Source organism: Pantoea coffeiphila, assembly GCF_016909495.1.
In the GTDB taxonomy this organism is placed as follows: domain Bacteria; phylum Pseudomonadota; class Gammaproteobacteria; order Enterobacterales; family Enterobacteriaceae; genus Erwinia; species Erwinia coffeiphila.
Genome location: NZ_JAFBFW010000001.1, coordinates 1 through 25,628, shown reverse-complemented (window position 1 = coordinate 25,628; position 25,628 = coordinate 1). Strand labels below are relative to the sequence as shown.

General features: G+C 54.1%; 25 protein-coding genes. 12 read left to right on the top strand and 13 right to left on the bottom strand.

The window, feature by feature from the left end:
• Positions 1–10: 10 nt before the first annotated feature.
• Entirely contained in the window at positions 11–1,453 is a 1,443-nt protein-coding gene (pyk, locus tag JOE09_RS00125; protein WP_200544012.1) for a pyruvate kinase, read from the top strand.
• A gap of 106 nt (positions 1,454–1,559) precedes the next feature.
• Positions 1,560–2,792, top strand: coding sequence for an MFS transporter (locus JOE09_RS00120; protein WP_200559662.1), 1,233 nt, complete (start codon positions 1,560–1,562; stop codon positions 2,790–2,792).
• 127 nt (positions 2,793–2,919) lie between these two features.
• On the opposite strand, the gene lpxM is transcribed toward JOE09_RS00120, so the two are convergent.
• From lpxM to znuA, 3 genes are all read right to left on the bottom strand, one after another.
• The gene (gene lpxM / locus JOE09_RS00115; RefSeq protein WP_205064344.1) at positions 2,920–3,891 is read right to left on the bottom strand and encodes a lauroyl-Kdo(2)-lipid IV(A) myristoyltransferase; all 972 of its coding nucleotides are present in this window, start codon (positions 3,889–3,891) and stop codon (positions 2,920–2,922) included.
• A gap of 183 nt (positions 3,892–4,074) precedes the next feature.
• A complete protein-coding gene (gene mepM, locus JOE09_RS00110; protein ID WP_105594256.1) occupies positions 4,075–5,400 on the bottom strand; it encodes a murein DD-endopeptidase MepM in 1,326 nt (441 codons plus the stop codon).
• A gap of 12 nt (positions 5,401–5,412) precedes the next feature.
• Entirely contained in the window at positions 5,413–6,360 is a 948-nt protein-coding gene (znuA, locus tag JOE09_RS00105) for a zinc ABC transporter substrate-binding protein ZnuA (RefSeq protein WP_205064343.1), read from the bottom strand.
• A 76-nt stretch (positions 6,361–6,436) separates the two neighbouring features.
• Between znuA and znuC the strand changes: the two genes are divergently transcribed.
• Together znuC and znuB are read left to right on the top strand one after the other, a co-directional pair.
• Positions 6,437–7,195, top strand: coding sequence for a zinc ABC transporter ATP-binding protein ZnuC (gene znuC / locus JOE09_RS00100; RefSeq protein WP_200544020.1), 759 nt, complete (start codon positions 6,437–6,439; stop codon positions 7,193–7,195).
• A complete protein-coding gene (gene znuB / locus JOE09_RS00095; RefSeq protein WP_205064342.1) occupies positions 7,188–7,973 on the top strand; it encodes a zinc ABC transporter permease subunit ZnuB in 786 nt (261 codons plus the stop codon). The genes znuC and znuB overlap by 8 nt, the downstream gene beginning before the upstream one ends.
• A 129-nt stretch (positions 7,974–8,102) precedes the next feature.
• Here znuB and ruvB read toward each other — a convergent pair whose 3' ends face one another.
• The 6 genes from ruvB to aspS form a co-directional block, all read right to left on the bottom strand.
• A complete protein-coding gene (ruvB, locus tag JOE09_RS00090; RefSeq protein ID WP_205064341.1) occupies positions 8,103–9,107 on the bottom strand; it encodes a Holliday junction branch migration DNA helicase RuvB in 1,005 nt (334 codons plus the stop codon).
• 8 nt (positions 9,108–9,115) lie between these two features.
• Positions 9,116–9,730: a Holliday junction branch migration protein RuvA gene (gene ruvA / locus JOE09_RS00085; RefSeq protein WP_200544026.1), complete on the bottom strand. Its 615-nt coding sequence runs from the start codon at positions 9,728–9,730 to the stop codon at positions 9,116–9,118.
• 83 nt (positions 9,731–9,813) lie between these two features.
• Positions 9,814–10,338, bottom strand: coding sequence for a crossover junction endodeoxyribonuclease RuvC (gene ruvC, locus JOE09_RS00080; RefSeq protein WP_205064340.1), 525 nt, complete (start codon positions 10,336–10,338; stop codon positions 9,814–9,816).
• A 64-nt stretch (positions 10,339–10,402) separates the two neighbouring features.
• Positions 10,403–11,146: a YebC/PmpR family DNA-binding transcriptional regulator gene (locus JOE09_RS00075; protein WP_105594263.1), complete on the bottom strand. Its 744-nt coding sequence runs from the start codon at positions 11,144–11,146 to the stop codon at positions 10,403–10,405.
• 18 nt (positions 11,147–11,164) lie between these two features.
• On the bottom strand, positions 11,165–11,599 hold the full coding sequence (gene nudB, locus JOE09_RS00070; RefSeq protein WP_205064339.1) for a dihydroneopterin triphosphate diphosphatase: 435 nt from the start codon (positions 11,597–11,599) through the stop codon (positions 11,165–11,167).
• Entirely contained in the window at positions 11,599–13,380 is a 1,782-nt protein-coding gene (gene aspS, locus JOE09_RS00065) for an aspartate--tRNA ligase (RefSeq protein ID WP_205064338.1), read from the bottom strand. The genes nudB and aspS overlap by 1 nt, the downstream gene beginning before the upstream one ends.
• Before the next feature lie 363 nt (positions 13,381–13,743).
• On the opposite strand from aspS, the gene JOE09_RS00060 reads away from it, so the two are divergent.
• The 6 genes from JOE09_RS00060 (at position 13,744) to JOE09_RS00035 (ending at position 18,805) form a co-directional block, all read left to right on the top strand.
• Positions 13,744–14,310, top strand: a complete 567-nt coding sequence (locus JOE09_RS00060) for a hydrolase (protein WP_200544033.1) — start codon at positions 13,744–13,746, stop codon at positions 14,308–14,310.
• A 94-nt stretch (positions 14,311–14,404) separates the two neighbouring features.
• A complete protein-coding gene (locus JOE09_RS00055; protein ID WP_205065076.1) occupies positions 14,405–15,229 on the top strand; it encodes a DUF72 domain-containing protein in 825 nt (274 codons plus the stop codon).
• An 84-nt stretch (positions 15,230–15,313) separates the two neighbouring features.
• Complete coding sequence (locus JOE09_RS00050; protein ID WP_200559670.1) at positions 15,314–15,709, top strand: MAPEG family protein; 396 nt, start codon at positions 15,314–15,316, stop codon at positions 15,707–15,709.
• A 92-nt stretch (positions 15,710–15,801) separates the two neighbouring features.
• The gene (gene cmoA / locus JOE09_RS00045; protein ID WP_200544037.1) at positions 15,802–16,542 is read left to right on the top strand and encodes a carboxy-S-adenosyl-L-methionine synthase CmoA; all 741 of its coding nucleotides are present in this window, start codon (positions 15,802–15,804) and stop codon (positions 16,540–16,542) included.
• Positions 16,542–17,507, top strand: coding sequence for a tRNA 5-methoxyuridine(34)/uridine 5-oxyacetic acid(34) synthase CmoB (gene cmoB, locus JOE09_RS00040; protein WP_200544039.1), 966 nt, complete (start codon positions 16,542–16,544; stop codon positions 17,505–17,507). Before cmoA ends, cmoB begins: the two co-directional genes overlap by 1 nt.
• Positions 17,508–17,707: 200 nt before the next feature.
• Positions 17,708–18,805, top strand: a complete 1,098-nt coding sequence (locus tag JOE09_RS00035; protein WP_205064337.1) for a glycerol dehydrogenase — start codon at positions 17,708–17,710, stop codon at positions 18,803–18,805.
• A gap of 18 nt (positions 18,806–18,823) precedes the next feature.
• On the opposite strand, the gene JOE09_RS00030 is transcribed toward JOE09_RS00035, so the two are convergent.
• Together JOE09_RS00030 and cutC are read right to left on the bottom strand one after the other, a co-directional pair.
• Positions 18,824–19,654 (bottom strand): hypothetical protein, encoded by an 831-nt coding sequence (locus JOE09_RS00030; protein WP_205064336.1) that lies wholly within the window; start codon positions 19,652–19,654, stop codon positions 18,824–18,826.
• 212 nt (positions 19,655–19,866) lie between these two features.
• A complete protein-coding gene (gene cutC, locus JOE09_RS00025) occupies positions 19,867–20,622 on the bottom strand; it encodes a copper homeostasis protein CutC (RefSeq protein ID WP_200544045.1) in 756 nt (251 codons plus the stop codon).
• Between the two features lie 818 nt (positions 20,623–21,440).
• On the opposite strand from cutC, the gene JOE09_RS00020 reads away from it, so the two are divergent.
• Complete coding sequence (locus JOE09_RS00020; RefSeq protein ID WP_146114171.1) at positions 21,441–21,539, top strand: YoaK family small membrane protein; 99 nt, start codon at positions 21,441–21,443, stop codon at positions 21,537–21,539.
• Between the two features lie 530 nt (positions 21,540–22,069).
• Here JOE09_RS00020 and yjbE read toward each other — a convergent pair.
• Positions 22,070–22,309 (bottom strand): exopolysaccharide production protein YjbE, encoded by a 240-nt coding sequence (yjbE, locus tag JOE09_RS00015; RefSeq protein ID WP_205064335.1) that lies wholly within the window; start codon positions 22,307–22,309, stop codon positions 22,070–22,072.
• Positions 22,310–23,061: 752 nt separating this feature from the next.
• Between yjbE and JOE09_RS00010 the strand changes: the two genes are divergently transcribed.
• The gene (locus tag JOE09_RS00010) at positions 23,062–23,430 is read left to right on the top strand and encodes an RND transporter (RefSeq protein ID WP_205064334.1); all 369 of its coding nucleotides are present in this window, start codon (positions 23,062–23,064) and stop codon (positions 23,428–23,430) included.
• 224 nt (positions 23,431–23,654) lie between these two features.
• Here JOE09_RS00010 and JOE09_RS00005 read toward each other — a convergent pair.
• The coding region (locus JOE09_RS00005; RefSeq protein ID WP_205064333.1) for a hypothetical protein at positions 23,655–25,628 on the bottom strand (1,974 nt) is incomplete at its 5' end.

Here is a 25,628-nt window from a genome sequence, read left to right as displayed (position 1 = left end):
GGAGTTATACATGTCAAGACGTCTCAGAAGAACCAAGATTGTAACCACACTGGGGCCTGCCACGGATCGCGATAATAACCTTGAAAAGATCATCGCAGCAGGTGCCAATGTCGTTCGTCTGAACTTCTCACATGGCACAGCGGAAGATCACCAGAAACGCGCAGACAGCGTTCGCGCTATTGCCGCTAAACTGGGCCGTCACGTTGCCATCCTGGGTGACCTGCAGGGACCAAAAATCCGCGTATCTACGTTTAAAGAAGGCAAAGTCTTCCTGAATATCGGTGAGCGCTTCCTGCTGGATGCCAGCCTGGGTAAAGGTGAAGGCGATAAAGAAAAAGTCGGCATCGATTACAAAGGCCTGCCTGCTGACGTGGTACCTGGCGATATCCTGCTGCTGGACGACGGCCGCGTACAGCTGAAAGTGCTGGAAGTTCAGGGAATGAAAGTCTTCACCGAGGTGACCGTCGGTGGCCCGCTTTCCAACAATAAAGGCATTAACAAGCTGGGTGGCGGTCTGTCTGCCGAAGCGCTGACCGAAAAAGACAAAGCCGACATCCTGACCGCGGCACAGATCCGCGTGGATTACCTGGCAGTCTCCTTCCCTCGCTGTGGCGAAGACCTGAACTACGCTCGTCGCCTGGCGCGCGAAGCAGGCTGTGAGGCGAAAATCGTCTCTAAAGTTGAGCGTGCTGAAGCGGTTGCCACTCAGGAAGCGATGGATGACATCATCCTCGCCTCGGACGTGGTAATGGTGGCAAGGGGCGATCTGGGCGTTGAAATTGGCGATCCGGAGCTGGTCGGTATTCAGAAAGCACTGATCAGCCGCGCGCGTCAGCTGAACCGTTCCGTGATCACCGCCACCCAGATGATGGAATCGATGATCACCAACCCGATGCCAACTCGCGCTGAAGTGATGGACGTGGCTAACGCCGTGCTCGACGGCACCGATGCGGTGATGCTGTCAGCCGAAACCGCTGCGGGCCAGTACCCGGCTGAAACGGTAACGGCGATGGCGAAAGTGTGCCTGGGCGCAGAAAAAGTGCCAAGCATCAACGTCTCTAAGCACCGTCTGGACGTGCAGTTCGATAACATCGAAGAAGCGATCGCCATGTCCGCGATGTACGCCGCTAACCACCTGCAGGGCGTTACGGCGATTATTACCATGACCGAGTCCGGCCGTACCGCGCTGATGACCTCACGCATTACTTCAGGTCTGCCAATCTTCGCCATGTCTCGCCACGAAAGCACCCTGAATCTGACCGCTCTGTATCGCGGCGTGACCCCGGTGTTCTTCGACAGCCACAACGACGGCGTGGCGGCAGCGCACGACGCTATCAACCTGCTGCGCGAGAAAGGTTTCCTGGTGTCCGGCGATCTGGTTATCGTTACCCAGGGCGACGTGATGAGCACCACCGGCACCACCAACACCAGCCGCGTGCTGCGCGTAGAGTAATTTCCCGCTCGCTATTGATGAATGAATGGGCCAGGCAACTGGCCCTTTTTTATTCGCGAACCGCTCAGGCGGTTTTCGCATTTTCAACTTACTGGAAGGAGCCAGCATGGCGTCATTTACGCCTCTGTCGAGTCTTACCCCGCGGTACTTGATTTTTCCTCTGTCGCTGGTGCTGTTTGAATTCGCCACCTATATCGCTCATGACATGATCCAGCCGGGTATGCTGCTGGTCACCGAAGAATTTGGCGTCGGTCCGGAATGGGTCTCCGCGTCGTTAACCGCCTATCTTATTGGCGGCATTATGCTGCAGTGGCTGCTCGGTCCGCTGTCGGATAAATTTGGCCGCCGGCCGGTGATCCTTGGCGGCGTAGCGTTCTTTATGCTGACCTGTATGGCGACGCACTGGGTGCAGAGCATCGAGCAGTTTGTGCTACTGCGATTCCTTCAGGGCACCAGCCTGTGCTTCATCGGCGCAGTAGGCTATGCGGCCATCCAGGAAGCCTTCGATGAAGCGCTGAGCGTGAAAATGATGGCGCTGATGGCCAACGTTGCCCTGCTGGCTCCGCTGGCTGGCCCGCTGGCGGGGGCGGCATTTCTTGAATTCAGCGACTGGCGCACCATGTTCTGGCTGTTTGGCGCGCTGACGGCACTCGCCCTGGTAGGATTATGGCTGACGATGCCGGAAACCTCCGGCAATCCGCAGATGTCACTGTCGCTGCCATCGCTGGCGAAGGGCTATGCGGTACTGGTGAAAGATCGTCAGGTGATGAGCGGTTCGCTGGCTATCGGCCTGGTCACTATTCCCTGCCTGGCCTGGGTGGCGCTGTCGCCGGTTATCCTGATCCACGACGAGGGGCTGACGCGGATGGATTACGCGCTGCTACAGCTGCCGGTATTTATAGCGATGATTATCGGCAACCTGACGCTGGGCAAGCTGGCATCACGCCTGCCGATCGATAAGCCGCTGCGGCTGGGTGCCTGGCCTATTCTGCTGGGGTTAGCGATTTCCACCATTGCCACGCTGATCGACAACCACAGTTATCTGTGGCTGACCGCCGGTTTAAGTATTTATGGATTCGGCACCGGGCTGGTCAATGCCGGTTTATACCGACTGACGCTGTTCTCCAACGAGTCAGGTAAAGGTAGCGTGGCGGCGATGCTCGGCATGGTCAGCATTCTGGTGTTCGCGCTGGGCATTGAGCTGGCGAAATTTGCCTACTTCAGCGACGGGTCGCGGGCGTTCAGCCTGGTGAATCTGGCATGTGGCGTTATCTGGTTCCTGCTGGTGCGCGCCTTCCTGCGCGAGTGGCAGCGCCGCTCCACGTTGATCGCGCACTGATTCATCACCTTTAGTGCAGCCCGCCGCTTAAAGCTTGCGGGCTGGCGCATAAAAAAAAGCCGCAACCCATAGAGGATTGCGGCTTTTTTATGCCAGTCGCGGCCTGAAGTCAAACGCAGCCAGGGCGCTATTTCTTTGGATAAAGTTCCTGGCGATCGTAAGGTTCAGTCTCACCCGGTCTGCGGGTTTTCAGCAGCTTAAGAATCCAGGTGTACTGCTCCGGATTCGGGCGAACAAAAATTTCCACTTCCTCATTCATACGCCGCGCCAGCGTGACATCGTCCGCATCCAGCAGATCGTCCATTGGCGGACGCAGATGGATGGTCAGACTGTGGCTTTTACTGTCATACACGGGAAACAGCGGCACAACTTTCGCACGACACACCTTCATCAGGCGGCCAACGGCGGGCAGCGTGGCTTTGTAAGTCGCGAAGAAATCGACGAACTCACTGTGCTCCGCGCCGTGATCCTGATCCGGCAGGTAATAACCCCAGTAGCCCTGCCGAACCGAGCTGATAAACGGTTTGATCCCATCGTTGCGCGCGTGCATACGGCCACCAAAACGGCGGCGCACGCGATTCCACACGTAATCCATCACCGGGTTACGCTGATTGTGGAACATCGCAGCCATCTTCTGCCCTTCCGAAGCCAGCACCATCGCCGGGATATCCACCGCCCAGCCGTGCGGCACAAGGAAAATCACATTCTGCTGTGCTTCTCGCAGCTGGTCGATTAGCTCGCGGCCCTGCCAGTGAATACGCGGCTGGACCTTATGCGGACGTAGCGCCAGCTCAGCCATCATCACCATCGATTGCGGTGCGGTCGCGAACATCTCATCAATTATTTTCTCCCGCTCTTCCTCCGGAGCCTCCGGCAGGCAGTAAAGCAGGTTAATCTGCGCACGGCGGCGTGCGCTGCGAGCCAGTTTACCGGCCATACGGCCCAGCGATCCCAGAACCGGATCGCGTAAACGGGGAGGAACTAAAGCAATCGCAGCAAAGGCACCTACCGCCAGCCAGCTGCCCCAGTAGCGAGGATGTAAAAAGGATTTCTTAAAAACGGGAATAAATTCAACGTGACTTTTTTTTATGTTTTCCATGCACCGGCCTCTACAATAACGGGCTAATGATAGTGCTGGCAGGTAATTTTGCAATGCATTAACCTGGATTTTTCCGGTAAACGGCCAGTCTTTAGACCAGTTTCACCCGGATTTCGCGCACTCTGGCAATAAAAAAGCCGACGGACTGAGTGCTCCATCGGCTCTGTTATCAGCGGCAGCGAATTACTTGAATCGCAGCTGCGGTACGACTTCTCGGACCTGAGCCAGATAGTCGCTGCGCTCTTTACCCGCCAGGCCTTCCATCCGCGGCAGCTTGGCCGTTAATGGGTTAACCGCCTGGTTGTTGATCCAGATTTCATAATGCAGGTGCGGACCGGTTGAACGGCCGGTACTGCCGGAAAGCGCAATGCGATCGCCACGTTTAACTTTCTGACCCGGTTTGACCAGCAGTTTCTTCAGGTGCATATAGCGGGTCATATACTGGCGACCGTGACGAATCGCGACGTAGTTGCCAGCCCCACCGCTTCGCTTCGCGACGATAACTTCACCATCACCCACCGCCAGTACCGGTGTACCCAGCGGGATAGCGAAGTCGACACCTTTATGCGGCGCAACACGCCCGGTTACAGGGTTCAGGCGACGCGGGTTGAAGTTAGAAGAAACGCGATACTGCTTAACAGTTGGGAAGCGCATAAAGCCACGCGCCAGCCCGGAGCCGCTGCGATCGTAAAACTTACCATCTTCGGCGCGGATGGCGTAATAATCTTTGTCGCCGCTGCGCATGCGCACACCCAGCAGCTGGCTTTGCTCACTCTTGCCGTCCAGCATTTCGCGGGACATCAGCACAGAGAACTGGTCGCCCTTGCGCAACTTGCGGAAATCCATCTGCCACTGTAGCGACTTGATTACCGCACTGATTTCAGCGCTGGTTAACCCGGCCGCTTTGGCACTGGTCACGAAACTACCGTTAACTTCGCCACTCAGAACGTTGTTTTTCCATTCCCCTTTCTGCATTTCAGCCGAGGATTTAAAACTATCGCCTGAGCGATCGTACGTTCGGGTTTCACGGCGGGAGACTTCCCATGTCAGACGCTGCAGCTGCCCGTCATCGGTCAGGGTCCAAGAAAGCTGCTGACCAATTTGCAGGTTGCGCAGGTCTTTATCACTTTTCACCAGCTGCGTAATATCCGACATATCAATGCCGTACTGGTTAAGAACGCTGCTGAGGGTGTCGCCGGTGGAGACTACATAATCATGCGTCCCGGCTTCATCCGGTACGTCCTGATCGATCTCATCTTTTGGCGTGTCATCATCCGGAGAAGGTGTGTCCTGGTCGATGGGTTCACTGGCTTCGGGAAGCAGCGTACGCAGTTCGTTTTTATCCAGTTCGATTGTTTTAACAATCGGGCTTTCACTACCGGGATGATAAATGTAAGGCCGCCAGACGGTGACGGCCAGTGTAACGACGGTAAGTGACCCCAGCATGATGCGGTGAGGTCGGGGTAAGTTGTTGAACGCCATGGCGACAGCGCGGGCTATCTGCTGCAATTAAGTCTTCCTCTATTCTCCTTTCAGGCAGCTCGTATACTGGCTGGACAACTGTGAGAGGAATTTCACATAGCTGTCTCGTGCTGGAGTGATGTCAGTACCAAGAGGATCGAGGGTGCCCGAACGCACGCTGGTTCCTCTGGCAACCGCATCGATCACGGCTGGCCTGAATTGTGGTTCAGCAAAGACGCATGTGGCCTTCTGCTCAACCAACTGTGTTCGTATTTGATGTAAACGCTGCGCGCCGGGTTGAATCTCAGGATTTACGGTAAAATGACCCAATGGAGTCAGTCCGTAGTGTTTTTCAAAGTAGGTGTAAGCATCGTGAAAAACGAAATATCCTTTCCCTTTAACCGGGGCCAGCTGATTACCAATTTTCGCATCGACAGACGCCAATTCTGACTCAAAATGCTGAAGATTGGCGTCTAGTTTGTCCCTGCTTTGCGGCATAAGTTCCAATAATTTTGCGTGAATTGCAACCGCAGTTTTCTTCGCAATCTCCGGCGACATCCACAGGTGCATGTTGTACTCACCGTGATGATGATGATCGTGGTCATCAGCCGCGCCGTGAGCATGCTCCTCATGTTCCTCTTCTTCGTCTTCCCCGCCTTTCAGCAGCAGCGCGTGTACACCCTCAATGCGGTCCATTTCCAGGTTCTTTTGCGGCGGTAATCCGGCGGCCATTTTAGCCATAAATGCTTCCATTTCAGGGCCAACCCAAACCACTAAATCCGCGCCCTGCAAGCGTTTTACATCCGATGGGCGTAATGCATAATCATGCTCTGATGCACCATCCGGTAGCAGAATTTCTACAGGTGTGACACCATCTGCAATCGCGGACGCAATAAAGCCAACTGGCTTAACGGAAGCCACAACGGCAGCCTGTGCAGGAAACGCGAAAGTGGCAGCCACGCCGACACCGGCAAGCGCTGCAAAGAGACGTGATTTTTTATGTAACATAATGATTCAATCCATCGTGATAAGCTGATGGGTTGTGATATTATAACATTATAGAACTTCTGCAACCGTAATCGACATGTCATCCTTGATCTCCCTTGAAAATGTAGCTGTGAACTTTGGTCAACGCCGGGTACTTTCCGATGTATCGCTGAAGCTGGAACCCGGGCGCATTCTGACCCTGCTCGGCCCAAACGGCGCAGGTAAATCAACGCTGGTACGAGTGGTGCTCGGCCTGATCGCCCCTACGTCCGGTTCGGTAAATAAACCTGCGGATCTGCGCATCGGTTATGTGCCACAAAAAATCCATCTTGATGTCACTCTGCCGCTGACGGTCGATCGCTTTATGCGCCTGCGTCCAGGAGTAAAGCGTGAAGACATATTGCCCGCGTTAAAACGCGTACAGGCTTCGCATCTGCTGAACTATCCGCTGCAAAAGCTTTCCGGTGGTGAAACCCAGCGCGTACTGCTGGCCAGGGCACTGCTCAATCAGCCGCAGCTGCTGGTGCTGGATGAACCGACCCAGGGCGTGGACGTCAACGGTCAGGTGGCGCTGTACGATCTCATTGACCAGCTGCGTCGCGAGCTGAACTGCGGCGTACTGATGGTATCCCACGATTTGCATCTGGTAATGGCCAAGACCGATGAAGTACTGTGCCTTAACCACCATATCTGCTGCTCCGGCACCCCCGAAGCCGTTTCAAAGCACCCGGAGTTTATCTCCATGTTTGGCCCGCGCGGCGCTGAACAGTTGGCTATCTATCGGCACCACCATAATCATCGTCACGACTTAAAGGGACGAATCATTTTACGTAAGGGACCCGGTCGTCATGATTGAACTGTTGTTACCCGGCTGGCTGGCGGGGATTTTACTGGCGCTGGCGGCCGGTCCGCTTGGCTCGTTTGTCGTCTGGCGCCGCATGTCTTATTTCGGCGATACGCTGGCCCATGCTTCTCTGCTCGGCGTAGCTTTTGGCCTGCTGCTCAATGTCAGTCCGTTTTATGCCGTCATTGCAGTGACGCTGATCCTGTCGCTGGTGCTGGTCTGGCTGGAACGGCGGCCGCATCTGGCGATCGATACCCTGCTGGGCATTATGGCGCACAGCGCGCTGTCTCTTGGTATGGTGGTCGTCAGCCTGATGTCCGACGTACGCGTGGATCTGATGGCCTATCTGTTTGGCGATCTGCTGGCGGTGACCCCGGCCGATTTATGGACCATTGCCATCGGCGTGGCGATAGTGCTGATTGTACTGGCCTGGCAGTGGCGCGCCCTGCTGTCGATGACCATCAGCCCGGAAATGGCCCAGGTCGATGGCGTCAACATTCAGCGCAGTAAACTGATCCTGATGCTGGTGACCGCGCTAACCATCGGCGTGGCGATGAAGTTTGTCGGTGCGCTGATTATCACCTCTCTGCTGATTATTCCTGCCGCAACGGCTCGCCGTTTCGCTCGTTCGCCGGAACAGATGGCTGCGTTTGCCATTGTGGTCGGGATGCTGGCGGTCACCGCCGGGCTGACCTTTTCAGCGTTTTACGATACGCCTGCCGGTCCGTCGGTAGTCCTGGGTGCGGCGGCGATGTTTATCCTGAGCATGGTAAAAAAACCGGCGGTCTGATTATCCGCTGAAGACGTCTCGCAGTCCTCAAATCCCGTTTATACAGCCTTAAAAAAACAGCCCCGGAATGGATGACATTCCGGGGCTGTTGCGATCTGTGCGCAGGCGAGCCTGCATCAGACAGTTTTCTCAGGCTTCGCGGTCGATGCCGAAATGCTTATAGGCGTGCTGAGTGGCCATACGGCCGCGCGGGGTGCGTTGAATAAAGCCCTGCTGGATCAGATAGGGTTCCAGCACGTCCTCAATGGTTTCACGCTCTTCACCGATGGCTGCGGCCAGGTTATCCAGCCCGACCGGCCCCCCGGTAAATTTATCGATAATCGCCAGCAGCAATTTACGGTCCATATAGTCAAAGCCTTCGCTGTCCACGCTCAGCATATCCAGCGCGCGGGCAGAGACTTCACCGGTCATCTCACCGTCGGCTTTGACTTCGGCGAAGTCGCGCACGCGGCGCAGCAGGCGGTTAGCAATACGCGGCGTGCCTCGCGCACGGCGGGCGATCTCCAGCGCACCTTCTGGGCTGAGCGGCAGTCCAAGACAGGCCGCGCTGCGGCCAACAATGTGCTGCAGATCCTCAACGCGATAAAATTCCAGGCGCTGAACGATACCGAAGCGATCGCGCAAGGGCGACGTCAGCGATCCCGCGCGGGTCGTTGCGCCGATCAGGGTAAAGGGCGGTAGATCCAGCTTAATCGAACGTGCGGCCGGGCCCTCGCCAATCATAATATCCAGCTGATAGTCTTCCATAGCCGGATACAGCACCTCTTCCACCACCGGAGACAGGCGATGGATCTCATCGATAAACAGCACGTCATGCGGTTCAAGGTTGGTGAGCATCGCGGCCAGATCGCCCGCCTTTTCCAGCACCGGGCCGGAAGTGGTGCGCAGATTCACGCCCATCTCATTGGCAACGATATTGGCGAGTGTGGTTTTACCCAGCCCCGGCGGGCCGAAGATCAGCAGATGATCGAGCGCATCGCCGCGCATCTTCGCGGCCTTGATGAAAATCTCCATCTGCTCGCGCACGACCGGCTGCCCGACATACTCTTCAAGCAGCTTGGGACGGATAGCGCGGTCAATGACCTCTTCTTCGGTGATAACCCCGGCGGAGACCAGGCGATCGGCTTCAATCATGCTCTACCTCAAATAGCTGCGCGCAGCGCTTCGCGGATCAGGGTTTCGCAGTCAGCATCGGGTTTGCCCACTTTGCTGACCATGCGGCTGGCTTCCTGAGGTTTATACCCCAGCGCCACCAGCGCAGCAACCGCTTCGCCCTCTGCATCATTGACCGCCGCACTCTGCACCTCGCTGGTCAGCGCAAACGGCGCATCGGTAGCGAACAGATCGCCGTGCATACCCTTGAAGCGGTCCTTCATCTCGACAACCAGACGCTCGGCGGTTTTCTTGCCGACGCCGGGCAGTTTCACCAGCGCGGCAATCTCTTCACGCTCAACGGCAGTGACAAACTGCTGCGCCGACATGCCCGAAAGAATGGCCAGCGCCAGTTTTGGCCCCACGCCGTTGACTTTAATCAGTTCACGAAACAGCGCGCGTTCCTGCTTGCTGTTAAAACCGAACAGCAGCTGGGCATCTTCACGCACCACAAAGTGGGTAAAAATAATCGCTTCATGATTCAGTTCAGGAAGCTCATAAAAACAGGTCATTGGCATTTGCACTTCATAGCCAACTCCGCTGGCTTCAATCAGCACCACAGGCGGCTGTTTTTCCAGAATAATGCCTCTCAGACGACCTATCACATTAGCTTCCTTCAGATAAGAATGGTGGGGATGAGTACCGGGATGAATGTTATAGCATAAAAAAGGCTGGATGGATATCCAGCCTAGGAGCGCAGTCGACCGCGTGCCAGGGTGAGCTTTCCTTCTGCAATTCGCGCAACGTTTTGGCTCAAATGGCAGTGGGTAATGGCGATAGCTAACGCATCGGCCGCATCGGCCTGCGGGTTCGCGGGCAGTTTCAGCAGCGTGCGCACCATGTGCTGCACCTGGCTTTTTTCGGCACTGCCGATGCCGACCACGGTTTGCTTGACCTGGCGGGCGGCATACTCAAACACCGGCAGATCGTGATTCACCGCGGCGACGATAGCCACCCCGCGCGCCTGGCCCAGCTTCAGCGCCGAGTCGGCATTTTTCGCCATAAACACCTGTTCAATGGCGAAATAGTCCGGCTGAAACTGAGTAATAATTTCACACACGCCGGCGTAAATCAGCTTCAGGCGCGGCGGCAGATCGGTGGAGCTGGTGCGAATACAGCCGCTGCCCAGATAGGTAATCTGCCGCCCAACCTGACGAACCACACCATAACCCGTAACGCGCGAACCGGGATCGATACCCAGTATAACCGTCATATCGCGTTCTCCGGGTTGATGGTGTTTTTACGATAACTCACAGCATACAGGATGCGGTGAGAAATCATAAGGTCGCCGCAACCTCATCAGAGATTTCACCGTTATGGTAAACTTCCTGAACATCGTCGCAGTCTTCCAGCATGTCGATCAGGCGCAGCAGCTTCGGTGCAGTTTCCGCATCCAGCTCGGCCTTGGTCGATGGGATCATGGTGACTTCCGCACCTTCCGATTTCAGGCCGGTAGCATCCAGCGCATCTTTAACCTGGCCCAGTACTTCCCAGGCGGTGAAAACGTCAATTGCGCCGTCATCGTAGGTCACTACGTCGTCAGCACCGGCTTCCAGCGCCGCGTCCATTACCGCATCTTCTTCCAGGCCCGGAGCGTAAGAGATCACCCCTTTCTTGGTGAACAGATAGGCCACGGAGCCATCGGTTCCCAGGTTGCCGCCGGTTTTGGTGAAGGCGTGACGCACTTCTGAAACGGTACGGTTACGGTTATCACTCAGGCACTCAACCATCACCGCGCTGCCGCCAGGACCGTAACCTTCATAAATGATGGTTTCCATGTTGCTGTCGTCATCGCCGCCCACGCCGCGGGCAATCGCACGGTTCATGGTGTCGCGCGTCATATTGTTTGCCAGCGCCTTATCCATCGCAGCACGCAGACGCGGGTTAGAGCCTGCATCACCGCCGCCCAGTTTGGCAGCCGTCACCAGCTCACGAATAATTTTGGTGAAGATTTTACCGCGTTTAGCATCCTGAGCAGCCTTGCGGTGCTTGGTATTCGCCCACTTACTATGTCCTGCCATGTATTCTTGTCTCCAAAATTAGACTACAAATTCTTCAATTGCCTGGCGATTACTCCAGGACTTGGTGAGCGCAGCCGCTTCGGCCGCATCCAGCCAGCGAAAAGCCAGATGCTCGCTCAACACAATGTCTATTTCCGTCGGCAGCGCCAGGGTAAACCAGTGTTCCCGGTTATGGGTGGTCCCCGGCGCGTAGCGGTGGCGAAAGTGCGCGAAGATTTCGAATTCTATATGACGCTGGCAATCCACTAATGTGAACTGCCCGGCGTTAATATCAATTCCCGTCTCTTCCCACACTTCCCGCCGCGCGGTGTCTTCCCGGCTTTCGTCCGGCTCCTGACTGCCGGTCACCGACTGCCAGAAATCCACATCATCGCGCCGCTGCAGCATCAGCACCCGTCCGGTGTCCTGCGCATAAATCACTACCAGCACCGAAACCGGATGCTTAAACGTCATTATTCGCTCTCAGCCGGTTTTTCTTTTTTCACCACGTCAATGCCCAACTCGGCGAGTGACGCCGGGTTAGCGAAGCTTGGCGCTTCGGTCATCAGACAGGCCGCTGCGGTGGTTTTCGGGAAGGCGATAACATCACGGATATTTTCGGTGCCGGTCAGCAGCATAGTCAGGCGATCGAGGCCGAAAGCCAGACCGGCATGCGGTGGCGTACCGAACTTCAGGGCGTCCAGCAGGAAGCCAAACTTCTCGCGCTGTTCCTGCTCGGTAATACCCAGAATGCCAAACACGGTCTGCTGCATCTGACCATTGTGGATACGCACGGAACCGCCGCCCACTTCGTAACCGTTGATCACCATATCGTAGGCGTTGGCGATGGCCGTTTCCGGTGCCGCTTTCAGCTCGTCCGGGGTCATCTCTTTCGGCGCGGTGAACGGATGGTGCATCGCGCTCAGGCCGCCCTCGCCGTCTTCTTCGAACATCGGGAAGTCAATAACCCACAGCGGTTTCCACGCGGCTTCGTCGGTAATTTTCAGGTCGCGGCCCAGCTTGAGGCGCAGCGCACCCAGCGCATCAGTGACCACTTTGGCACTGTCGGCACCGAAGAAGATCATATCGCCGTCGGCGGCCTGAGTACGATCCAGAATGGCTTCAACGATCTCAGCGGTCAGGAACTTAGCAACCGGGCTGGTAATACCTTCCAGGCCTTTAGCACGTTCGTTGACCTTGAAGTAGGCCAGGCCTTTCGCGCCGTAGATTTCGATAAACTTGCCGTATTCATCAATCTGTTTGCGGCTCAGCTGGGCGCCGCCCGGCACGCGCAGTGCGGCAACGCGGCCTTTAGCATCGTTAGCCGGGCCGGAGAAGACTTTGAACTCCACGTCTTTCAGCAGGTCAGCAACGTCCACCAGCTCCATCGGGTTGCGCAGATCGGGCTTATCGGAACCGTAGCGACGCATCGCTTCCGCGAAGGTCATCTGCGGGAATTCACCCAAATCAACGGACTTCACGTCCTGCCACATATCACGTACCAGACGCTCCATGATCTCACGCACCTGCGGCGCGGTCATAAAGGAGGTTTCGACGTCGATCTGGGTAAATTCCGGCTGACGGTCAGCGCGCAGATCCTCATCACGGAAGCATTTCACGATCTGATAGTAACGGTCGAAGCCGGACATCATCAGCAGCTGTTTAAACAACTGCGGCGACTGCGGCAGCGCGTAGAATTTACCTTTATGCACGCGGCTAGGCACCAGATAGTCACGCGCACCTTCCGGCGTGGCTTTGGTCAGCATCGGCGTTTCAATATCCAGGAAGCCGTGGTCGTCCATAAAGCGGCGAACGAAGCTGGTGATCTTCGCGCGGGTTTTCAGGCGGTTTGCCATATCCGGGCGGCGCAGATCCAGATAGCGATACTTCAGGCGCGCTTCTTCGCTGTTAGTCTGGTTGGAATCCAGCGGCAGCGGCTCAGAACGGTTGATGATGGTCAGATCGGTGGCGAAGACTTCGATCTCACCGGTAGCCATATCGCTGTTTTTGTTTTTTTCGTCACGCGCACGCACGGTGCCGGTGATCTGAATACAGAATTCATTACGCAGCTCGGAAGCCTGGCGGAACGCGTCCTGACGATCCGGGTCGAAGAACACCTGAACGATGCCTTCACGGTCACGCATATCAATAAAGATCAGGCTACCCAGATCGCGGCGGCGATTAACCCAACCGCACAGTGTCACCTGCTGCCCTACATGAGACAGGTTGATCTGTCCACAATACTTAGTACGCATAACGATATCCTTTTAACTTCACCGCTGCGGGCGCGGCATTTTAAAGAAAACCCGGCCCGGAGGGGGCTGCTGCCGCGAAAAATGGCGGCCATTATAATGGAAAACGGCGCACAGGATAAGTGCTGTCGAGAGGGCAAAGCGGCAGAAAAACGGCAAGATGCGTTCATCCCGGCTTTAGCGGTCAACAAAACAACGGTCACCGCGTTTAGACGAAGAATCTTCGTGCTGAAATATCGGCAGTCGCCTCAGTCGATGACATACACGTTAACAAATTCCCCCGCGCTCCCCACACAGTTATAGTCGCGTCACAGGGACATTGCTTTGTATTCTCTCTGGTTTCCCCCACTCTTCCGGAGAATTACGATGTTTAAACTTAACCCACAGACTACCGCGCTGGTACTTATCGATCTTCAGGAAGGCATTCTGCCCTTCGCCGGAGGCCCGCATACCGCCGGTGATGTGGTGAAAAAAGCCGCCGTGCTGGCTGAAAAGTTCCGCGCGCTGAACGCACCGGTCGTGCTGGTGCGCGTTGGCTGGTCGGCCGATTTTGCCGAAGCGCTGAAGCAGCCGGTGGATGCAGCTCATCCAGGCGGTGCGCTGCCGGAAAACTGGTGGACCTTCCCGTCTGAGCTGGGCGCACAGCCTGATGACATTCAGGTGACCAAACGCCAGTGGGGCGCATTCTACGGCACCGATCTTGAACTCCAGCTGCGTCGTCGCGGTATCGACACCATCGTGCTGGGCGGTATCTCCACCAATATCGGCGTGGAATCTACCGCGCGTAACGCCTGGGAGCTGGGCTTCAATCTGGTGATCGCTGAAGACATTTGTAGCGCAGGCAGCAGCGAGCAGCACCGCAGCAGCGTTGAATGGATCTTCCCGCGCATCGCCCGCGTACGCCAGTCTGATGAAGTGATCGCCGCACTGTAAAAAAACCAGGGCCGGAGGGACCCGGTCCTGCCAGATTTGCACTACGCCCGCCGCACCGCTACAGTCGCTCAATCAAAATGTAACAGGATTTATGATGACGCCGCTCTATCTTGGGCTGCCGCAGTGGCAGCATCCGCAGTGGAAAAAGCTGGGTATGTCTACGCTGGAAGATTACGCCCGCTATTTTAACTGCGTGGAGGGAAACACCACGCTGTACGCCCTGCCGCGCCCGGAGGTGGTTCAACGCTGGCACGCAATGACCCATGATGATTTCCGCTTCTGTTTTAAGTTTCCCGCCACCATCAGTCATCAGGCGGCGCTCAGGCAGTGCGGTGACCTGACCGCGGAATTCTTTGCGCTGATGGAACCGCTGGCCGGCCGCCTGGGACAGTACTGGCTACAGCTGCCCGCCGCCTTCTCGCCTGCCGATTTGCCCGCACTGTGGGCCTTTCTGGATTCGCTGCCTACGGAGTTTCATTACGGCGTGGAGGTGCGGCATGCGGAATTTTTTGCCAAAGGCGACGCTGAACGTGCGCTGAACCGCGGGCTGCATCAGCGCGGCGTTAACCGGGTGATTCTGGATACCCGAGCGGTGCATGCGGCGAAGCCTACAACCCCAGCTATCGTTGACGCACAGCGGAAAAAACCGAAGCTCCCGGTTCACGCGGTGATCACCGCCAGCGAGCCCATGATCCGCTTTATCGGCGGCGACAATCCGCAGGCTAATCTGCACGACTTCCGCGCCTGGCTTTCCCGCATGCCCAAATGGTGCCAAACCACCCGTCCGTGGCTGTTTATTCACACGCCGGATATTGCCTTCGCCCCGGAACTGGTGCGCTATCTCTGGCCCGATCTGCAAAAAGCGCTGCCGCAGCTGGGGGATGTTCCCGACTGGCCGCAGCAGGAAACGTTATTCTGAGCAATCGGATAGCGGACGGGAAGACAGTCTTAAGATTGCCCGCTATGATAGCCGCAAGATAATTCTTACATCATGGAGTGAGTCATGGTCAGCGCTCTCTACGTCGTTTTTGGCGCGTTGTTGATTATTAAATTTTCACTGGATGTGGTGCGATTGCGCAGACAGTACCGCATTTCGATTGGCGACGGCGGAGTCTCGGATTTACAGCTGGCTATTCGGATCCACGGTAATGCCGTTGAATATATTCCGCTGGCGACGCTGCTGCTGGTTGTGATGGAGATGAACGGCGCTGATATCTGGCTGATCCATCTGCTGGGGCTGTTTTTCTTCTTCGGCCGCCTGCTGCATGCCTGGGGACTACGCAGCCGTACGATGCTGTGGCGCCGCAACGGCATGATCCTGACCTTGCTGACTCTGCTGGGGATGATTATCGTCAATCTGATCTTCCTGCCGTGGGATCTGGTACTGACTCTGCATTAACGATTTAACACGCCGCTGGCAGAAAAGATGCAGCCCGCTTCGCTTTCTGCCAGAATATGCGCTTTCCGTTAGCTTCCTCCGGACTTACCACTATGACTAACCGCGATACGCTGTTCTCAGCGCCCGTTGCCAAACTCGGCGACTGGACCTTTGACGAACGCGTTGCTGAAGTCTTTCCAGACATGATTCAGCGTTCCGTTCCCGGCTACTCCAACATTATTTCGATGATTGGCATGTTGGCCGAGCGATTTGTTCAGCCCGACTCCCACGTCTACGATCTGGGCTGCTCGCTGGGCGCTGCCACGCTGTCCGTACGGCGTAATATTCAGGTTCCCGGCTGCAAAATTATTGCCGTCGACAACTCCCCGGCGATGGTTGAGCGTTGCCGCCGTCATATCGATGCTTTCCGCGCCGATACGCCGGTTGAGGTGATTGAAGCCGATATCCGCCAGATCCCGTTAGAAAATGCCTCGCTGGTGGTGCTGAATTTCACCCTGCAGTTCCTGGCACCGGAAGAGCGCCAGCAGCTGTTAAACACCATTTATCAGGGGCTGAAGCCCGGCGGTGCGCTGGTGCTGTCGGAGAAATTCAGCTTTGAAGATGCCGACGTCGGCGAACTGCTGTTCAACATGCATCACGACTTCAAACGCGCCAACGGCTACAGCGAACTGGAAATCAGCCAGAAGCGCAGCATGCTGGAAAACGTCATGCTGACCGACAGCGTGGAAACCCACAAAGCGCGCCTGCGTCAGGCCGGTTTCCAGCACGCCGAAGTCTGGTTCCAGTGCTTTAACTTTGGCTCGCTGGTCGCACTGAAGGCGGGTGATGCCTGATGGATTTCGGAAATTTTTATCAGCTTATCGCCAAAGGCCCGTTGGCACCGTGGCTGGAAACCCTGCCCGCGCAGATCGCCGCCTGGCAACGCGAGTCGCTGCACGGCCACTTTAAAAACTGGGATCGCTCGGTTGAGTATCTGCCTTCGCTGACGCCGGAAACGCTGGATCTGTTGCACAGCGTCAGCGCCGACAGCAGTCAGCTGACCGAGCGCCAGCGCGGTGGAATTGAAAAGCTGCTGCGCAATCTGATGCCGTGGCGCAAAGGCCCGTACTCGCTGTACGGCGTGAATATTGACACCGAATGGCGTTCGGACTGGAAGTGGGAGCGCGTATTGCCGCATATTTCCCCACTGGCCGGCCGCACGGTGCTCGATGTCGGCTGCGGCAGCGGCTACCACATGTGGCGCATGATTGGTGCTGGCGCACATCTGGTGGTGGGCATCGACCCGATGCAGCTGTTCCTGTGCCAGTTCGAGGCGGTGCGCAAACTGCTGGGCGGCGATCAGCGCGCCCACCTGCTGCCGCTCGGTATCGAACAGCTTCCTGAGCTGAAAGCGTTTGATACCGTGTTTTCGATGGGCGTGCTGTACCATCGCCGATCTCCACTCGATCATCTCTATCAGTTGAAAAACCAGCTGGTCAGCGGCGGCGAACTGGTGCTGGAAACGCTGGTGATTGAAGGCGATGACCAGCAGGTTCTGGTTCCCGGTGAACGCTATGCTCAGATGCGTAACGTCTACTTCATTCCGACCACCGGCGCGTTGAAAAACTGGCTGGAAAAGTGCGGTTTTACTGACGTGCGCATTGCCGATTATTCGGTAACCAGTACCGACGAACAGCGCCGCACCAGCTGGATGACCAGCGAATCGCTGGCCGAGTTCCTCGACCCCAACGATCCCACCAAAACCGTTGAAGGCTATCCGGCTCCGCTGCGCGCGGTGCTGGTGGCGACTAAGCCCTGATTGGCGGTTAGCAGACAGGCCCTCGGGCCTGTCTCAGCATGCAGCATCATTTCCGGCAATCCCTTCCCGCATTTACTCTGATCTGGCTCAATGCGAATGATAACTTTATCGGAAAGCACTTTTTTCAATAACATTACGATTGCCAAAACGTTACGGTAGTGGACAGAAACAATTTCATTCACCTGAACGGAGTATCTGGTATGAGTAAATTTGTTTTTTCTTCCCCGCGTAAATATATCCAGGGCGCAGGCATGATTACCCAGCTGGGTGAGAATCTTGCCGACCTCGGCAGCAGCGCATTCATCGTCGCCGATAAGATCGTCTGGGGGCTGATTGGCAAGCAGGTTCGGGAATCCCTGACCGCCAGCCATGTGGAGTTTCACTATCAAGAGTTCAACGGCGAAGCCTCCAGCAACGAAATCACCCGCCTCGCCAAACTAGCGAAAAGCAGCGGCACCGCCGTGGTTGTCGGTCTTGGCGGCGGTAAAACCCTCGATACCGTGAAAGCCGTCGCTGATGAGTTAAAACAGCCGGTCGCCATTGTGCCCACCGTCGCCTCTACAGACGCGCCGTGCAGTGCGCTGTCGGTCATCTACTCCGACAGTGGCGTATTCGAAAGCTATCGTTTTTACAGTAAAAACCCGGATCTGGTGCTGATAGATACCCAGGTCTGCGCGCGTGCGCCGGTGCGCCTGTTCGCTTCCGGTATTGCAGATGGTCTGGCCACCTGGGTTGAAGCACAGGCGGTAAAACGCTCGCACAGCAAATCCATGGTGAACGGCGATCCGACCATTGCCGGCCTGGCGATTGCGGAAGCCTGTGAGAAAACGCTGCTGACCTACGGCCTGAGCGCCTATGAAGCGGTAGCGAAACAGCTGGTGACGCCTGCCGTGGAAGCGGTGGTGGAAGCCAACACCCTGCTGTCCGGTCTGGGCTTTGAAAATGCGGGTCTGGCGGGGGCACATGCCATCCACAACGGCTTCACCGCCGTTGACGGTGATATTCACCATCTGACGCACGGTGAGAAAGTCGCCTACGGCACGCTGACCCAGATGGTGCTGGAACAGCGCCCTGATGAAGAGATTGCGCGCTACGTGCGCTTCTATCGCGCCATTAAAATGCCGACCACGCTCAAAGAGCTGCATCTGGAAAATGCCAGCTGGGAAAGCCTGTTAAAAATTGGTGAGCTGGCCAACAGCGACGGCGATACGCTGAAAAATCTTAACCCGAATCTGAGCGCCGAAGATATCGCCAACGCCATCCTGGCCGTTGATACGTTCAGCCAGTCGGTGAAATAATCCCGTCCGGGACCGGCCCTAAGGCTGGTCCCAGTATTCATAACGGCTGGCGGCGGCAATATTGCGCCGGAACATGCCCAACGCCGACACTTCCATCTCCCGTGAATAGCTCAACGTGCAGTTTCCACGCTCGTCCCACAGCTGGCATTCGTCCTGCGTCGTGGTGGCGCTGAACGGGTTAAATTCGCGGATATGGACCCCCAGCTCACGGCCCTGCTTATCATAATTCCACTGAATCGTGCTGCGCTCAGATCCTGAGGACAGCAGCTGGTTTTTATCATTCCAGCGATAGAGATATTCGCCGTTGCTGGTGTTGTCTGAGCCACGGGCAACGCTGCGGATCAGCCGATTGCGGCGGTCGTAATCGTTCACGGTCTCCGTGAAGCCCTCTTCCCCCTGTATAACAAACTGCTCGGATGCGCTGGTAATACTGCCATTACGCCCGGAAAAATAGAGCGTGGTGCCCTGTTTATGGTGCAATACCGCTTCGGCATCATCACGCAGTGCGAAAACGGTAATTTCGTAGCGCGCCTGCCAGCCGACGCTGACCCGTTCTATTTTCATATCGAGCTTGAGCCGGGTATTGGCGTCCTGCTTGTCGTAGCTGATATCGGCCTGGGTCAGCACGCCGCAGCGATCAAACTTTCCCAGCATGCGCTTTTGCTGATCGACATCTTTACCGAACTCACCAACAATAAACTGCTTCATCGGCCCTTTAGCAGTACCGCCCAGCAGCAGCAGATTATTGTTATCGTTGATCTGTTGCTGATTAACCGCGCAGCGGGGAGGCTGAACCTTCGTTTTGTTTGTCGCCGCAGCGGCCGTTTGAATAACCAGTAAACCTGACATTAAGACCAGGACACAGCTCGTCTTCCTCGTTCTCATCACGACTCTCGCAACAGTCTGAAAATCCATAGGGATAAGTGTATAAGCAACCGCCTTATGACGGCATTGCCATGATGCTTAAACGGCAAAAAAAACCCCAACAAATCATGCTGGGGTCTGGTACTTGCAAACATCACGTCAGGGTTCGGCGTGCTGCGCGGCAAAATCTTTTGTTATCAGGCGACTCGTATTGGTGAACCCAGAGTAATAACGCTTTTCATCGCTTCCACCACGTCTCCGTCAACCACGCTACGGCTAAACTCATCGTTTTCAGCCTCGGAACACATGGAGACTCCGGCCTTACGGTAGCGCATTGGAGATGAAATTCGCTGGCTGGCGGAGCTGTGCAATTCGGTAATACCCGCATCAATAAACTTCTGGAGATTGCTTAAGCGCACTCCCGCACCTGCCATAATTTTTGGACCGCGAGTAATACGAGTTAGTTCCCTTAATAACGGTAATCCACTTTCGGCACTCTGCTGCTGACCAGAAGTCAGTATCCTCGCCACCCCCAAATCCGTTAGCTGCTCCAGCGCCATCAGCGGGCTGTGGCAGAGATCGAATGCCCGGTGGAAGGTCACTTCCATGCCGGCGCACAAAGGCATTATTTGCAACATGCGCGGGAGATCGATATGGCCATCCAGGTCTAAAAGGCCAACCACTACGCCGGGGAATCCCAGCTCACGAACAAAAGCGATATCCGACTTGATTTGCTCAAATTCTGTGACACTGTAACAAAAATCCCCACTCCGCGGACGGACGATCGGATGAACCGGTATGGACACGTGCTCTCTGGCGGCCATCAGTGTTCCCGCAGACGGCGTTAATCCGCCTTCAGCAGGTGAGGCGCAAAGCTCAATTCGATCGGCACCGGCTTGCTCCGCCACCCGTGCGCAATCCACCCCATAGCAGCATACTTCCAGTTTTTGCATTCCATTCTCCTGTTAATTACTGCTGGCTGGTTGTTTATTCACAGACAGATCTCTAGTCTGATTAGTGATAAAAATGAGCACACCGTAACAACCCGTCAACCCGCTACAATAGCCAGCCAGCGAAATGTACGCGCCACTCCTTCAGCTATTTTATGACGTTTTGTGTCAGCCCTCTGGCACAAATTTGTCACACCTCGGCCCAACTCACACTTCATGTTAGTTAATGCTTATGAAACTCGAAGGTAGTCACATCGTTGAACGAAAAAGCTCACAACCTCTAAAATTTCTGCTGCCTTGTGTAGGTGCTCAAAATGCTGAACCTTGGGGCCAGGCTTTGTATTGAACGTTGACACCAAGGACTGAGGTTGTTCACGCATACCTGCTAGCAGGTCATATAGTTTTGAAATTAACTGCAAGTATGCGCCATTTGCTGGCTCAAGCCGGCCATCATGAGCGTATCAACCACCATAAGAGATTGTCGGATCATGCTCGGCACGATTTCCACGGTTGACACAGTGGTTTGGTAAATTGTAAAACATTAATACCAGTTATTTCTGGCACCTAGCTACGCTTACAAAAAAACAACCAAAATCAGTATTTTCATGTAGTTAAGGAAAGCAAACAAATCAGCATCAGGGCTGATAAAACTGGAGCATTCACAACAGGGATGTTCAATTCATATGCATAGTTGGTGAAAAAATGGATCTTTATGACTGGCTTTACGCGATAGGTGTGACTTTGTTAAGTATCTGTTGCATAGGAATTTATGCAAGATTTGATAGAGTTTTTTACAAGGATAAATCTAAAAAGAGATAGCTATGAAAATTGGATACTTATTTCCTGCTGCTTGTGGGATTGCCGGGATAATTCTTCTTATTTGGTTTATAGCAAGTGGAGCCTGGATGCCGGGTGCGTAGTTATATTGGGGTTAAAACTGGTAGCGTTTTACGTTAAAAACTTCTCATAATGCGCTGTGCTTAGGCTGCAGTAGATGTATGATGTTATCTCAGCTTTTAAGCTGAGATGGACCCCTTATATTTCTTGTACAAATTTACGCCCGAGTAACGCGGGCTTTTTTGACATATATTTTGATTAGAATATTTAATCTTATCGATTGATTTTTTTTGGGGAGAATTGCGACTCACTTTATTTTTTGTACTATCATTTAATGTGACGCCATAGCGTCACTCTCCTCTAACTCTTGACTTACTAGTTACAAATTGCCCGCGTCAATGCGGGCTTTTTTTATACATATCAGTAATAAAATCAATCCAATGAAATTAAAAAAAAGAAAATCGATTTAATAAGTTAAATTCTTGTTTATCATAGATAATGATTATGAGGTTAAAGGAGAGTGCAACATTCTTTAATGCTAAATTAATAATTTACTTAAAAAACTTAGCAATAAATAAAATGGTCTGTACTACTCAGCCCAGACCAAAGACTTTTAACGAGAAGTAGATGTGGTGGTTGTGGTAGTAGTTCCCGTATTCGACCCATCACCTCCGCCAGCAGTAGCAACGAATACTCCTGCTAAAGCAGCAACCGCGCCAACACCAAGCGCATCAGTCGCGCCTTTCGAAACACCAGCTGCGCCTGCACCCGCAGCCTCACCTTCTCCTGGTGCAGCGTATGCGCCAGCAGTCAGTGAAGACATTAATACTAACAATGCAATTTTTGCCTTCATAGGTCTGCCTCATTTTATATCTAATATAAGTCCAAACAATTTCATCCAGGAAAGTGCATATTCACTTTATCACAAGCGTCAATGTTGTCACGAAATATTAATATTGAAGAGGCTACTTTTAATTATAAAAAGTAAATTCATTAAAAACATAATCTTAACAGTAAGGGGGCTTAGCAAAATCCTAAAAAAATGATTTATTAACGATTGAGGTAAATTTAACATTCAAAACAACACTCGGATAAGTAAGAGAAACTTTTAAAAAACCAACCTTTTTGCCACTCAAAAAAACACAAGGCTATGTATTATTTAGATCAAACCCACAACACATGTATTGGTTAGCATTAAAATAATTTAAAAAAACTAATAAGCACCTTACGAACTCATAAGTGGGAAATTCATAAAAAGATCGATGGGAAGAACAAAATTAATTTTCTGACCACTCCAAATTTTATCAAAGATTCTGTTTTTTAATGAAAAAATTATCTTTTTTTAGCTAAACTTCATGTCCTCCCATTTAAATCGAAACTGTTTATACGTACGGGGACAGCATTCTCTGGGAGGTATCCTGTTCTATTTTTGAAGAACATCTTACAGGTATGAAATTTATGGATATTTAGCTTTCCTGACAGATCTACATGCCAAAAACCCTCGAGCGACCACAAAAATTATACTAGTTTTACAACAAGTTACATACAGCATCACAAACTCATAAGAACATATGTTGTGATAAGCTTTTAAATCGAGAAGAAGAAATGAGCAAAATTGTTGTCTTGTCGTTGGTTTATGCTTTAGCGTCATTTACTGATTTTGCGCAAGCCGCTGATTGCGAACCTAATGGCTTGGGCGGCTACTCATGTGTGAATGACGATGGTTCAACCAGCGATAGCATGCCTAATGAAGCTGGCGGTACAGATATTCTCTCCAGTAACGGTAACTTAACCAGTTCAGATCCGGATGATGTCGATGACAATGCTGAGCTTGACGATCCATCCCCCATCACTAACAATGGCTCAGCTAACATTAATACGAATGATGCCCTAAAAGGGAAAGATTGGAATGCGCCGTCCAATATTAATGATGGTTCGGCAACCTCCAGTATGGATATGATAAATCAACCATAACAAAGTTTTCGTGAATGTTACCAGGAATCACTACCTGAAAATTGCTACCGCTTCCAGAGCCGATCTCTCGCAAAGCCACCTGACACAAATTCAATTATGGTAAAAATCATTCATACTCAGGAAACCAGCCATTCACGGACTTGTTTAGCGTCTAAATTTTGCACAGGGAGTTAATGGACGGAAATGGGAGAGAAAACCAGCTTTCCCGACCATTCTATGGGATTTTAAGTCACGATATTTGTGTTAATCGGTGCATTTGTACCAGGCTTACGGGGTGTTCCGCTTCCGGTATGTCGGCAGTCCATCATGTGCGTGACCGCAAATCCATAATTCACCGGGTCGATAGCGATGCAGCCAATCGCGTTCAACGTTGCGCGCACTGACGCATCAGCCGTATCTCCCGACCAGTAGCCGTTATAGTCTCCGTCTGAAATGCCGTAATACACTGTCACTGACGTGCTGACACCCGGATCAGAGGTTAGCGGACTCATGTGCGATTCTATTCCGCCCCGCTTGCCGTTGACCTTCCGAATCTGCAACGCGTTACGCGAGGTGTACGGGAAGTAGTAAACCGCCTGGCAACCATATGCCGGAGTGAGCCCACCGCCCAGGTTAGCAATTGAAACGGGTGCCCAGCCGATCTCGTAGCAGTTTTCATGGCATGAAATACCGTCATCAACATTGTCTGTGAACAGGCAGTTGTAGTGCTCAAGTACGCTGAAGTTATGCGCATTGGCCCCATCGAATGTACCGGCAATGTTTGATGACCCCACCCCCTGAAAACGGCAGCTGTACATTTTTGACCAGCAGCCGATATCCATGCCATTTTGTGGGCAGCCGAGACTGTGAACGTCGGTCAGTACCGACTCACGGAATCCCACGGTGTTTATCGTCGCGTAACGGACTTTAATACCCGTAATGCTGACACGTCCCGCCGCAGTAAATGGTCCTGCATTCCCCGAAAAAAGTGCCGCCCAGCCGGTAGGTGCATAAATCGCAGTGCCAGCGGCGGTCGCATCGCCGCCATTCGGCAGGGTGAAGTACACGCGTCCTTCTGACTCCACCCACCGGCACAGCGGTGAATTGCTGGCGTCCATCTCTGCCAGGGCTGCAGCTTTATCCGTTGCCGTGGTCAGCCAGATTTTTGTGCATTCCAGCCGGTGCGCCATGCCCCGCATGTATTCCGACATGCGGCTGACTTTCGTTTCTCGCGTGTCTTCATCCGGCACGCCATCCAGCCACATCCACGCGGGGTGGGTGCCAGCGGCATAGCCGGTCAGTGGCGCTGAGTAGATACGACTGTAACCGGCCAGTTTTGTTACGCCTGACAGAGGATTACCAAACCGGATCACCGGGTAATTGAATCCACTGTCGGTCAGCCCGACGATACGCAAATCGCCCACGAGATTTTGTGGAATACTTTCGCCAGGATAGATACCCGGAACGAGTGCGATCGCACCGGTTCCGTTCAGCTTCACCACAGCCGCATTCATCGTTTTAAGTGGTGATGCTGCTGTGCCATCTGCGCTGTCGCTGCCCGCCGGAGAAATATAGACCGTTTTCAGCCCTGTCCCGGTTGATACCTGTACCTCGTTATCTGTCCAGCTGGCATCTTTCCCGTCGCGCAGCAGCCAGTTGGTCGGGTACATCTGCGGGCAGGCCACTGCCGATGTGCTTTCGGCGCGGATATTGAACACCAGCGCAACAGCACCGGCGGGGATCGGAATACCTTCCCCGATCACCATCCGGGTGCGTGATGTGATATCGGCGCGGGTTACGTTACGGGTGAAATACTGACGCGCTGACCCGCCTGCGGCACTGTTCGGGTCGTCGTTGCCGCTGACGCCCGCCCAGGCATCGAGCATCAGGGCACCGCTGGCATCCTTCGCCTGGATACGCACGCGAAGGTTGTTCATGCCTGTACTGTTAACGCCCTGGTCACCGGTTTTCTGCATGATATCCACGGCAGCCGAGAAGAAGCCGGAGGTAAATCCGGTGATATCAATCGGCGTGTCGTTGTACCCGGCAGCAGCATTGACCAGTCCGGCCACCGGCACCTGTAGCGCCATGACACCGTTGATTTTCTGGACACGCAGCGGGCTGCCCCAGCGCGTTGAATATGCCCCGGCGGTTTCCGCCTGCATGCGGGAGTCCGGGTATCTGTTTTTGTTCACATCCCAGAAGTTCTTACGCTTTAT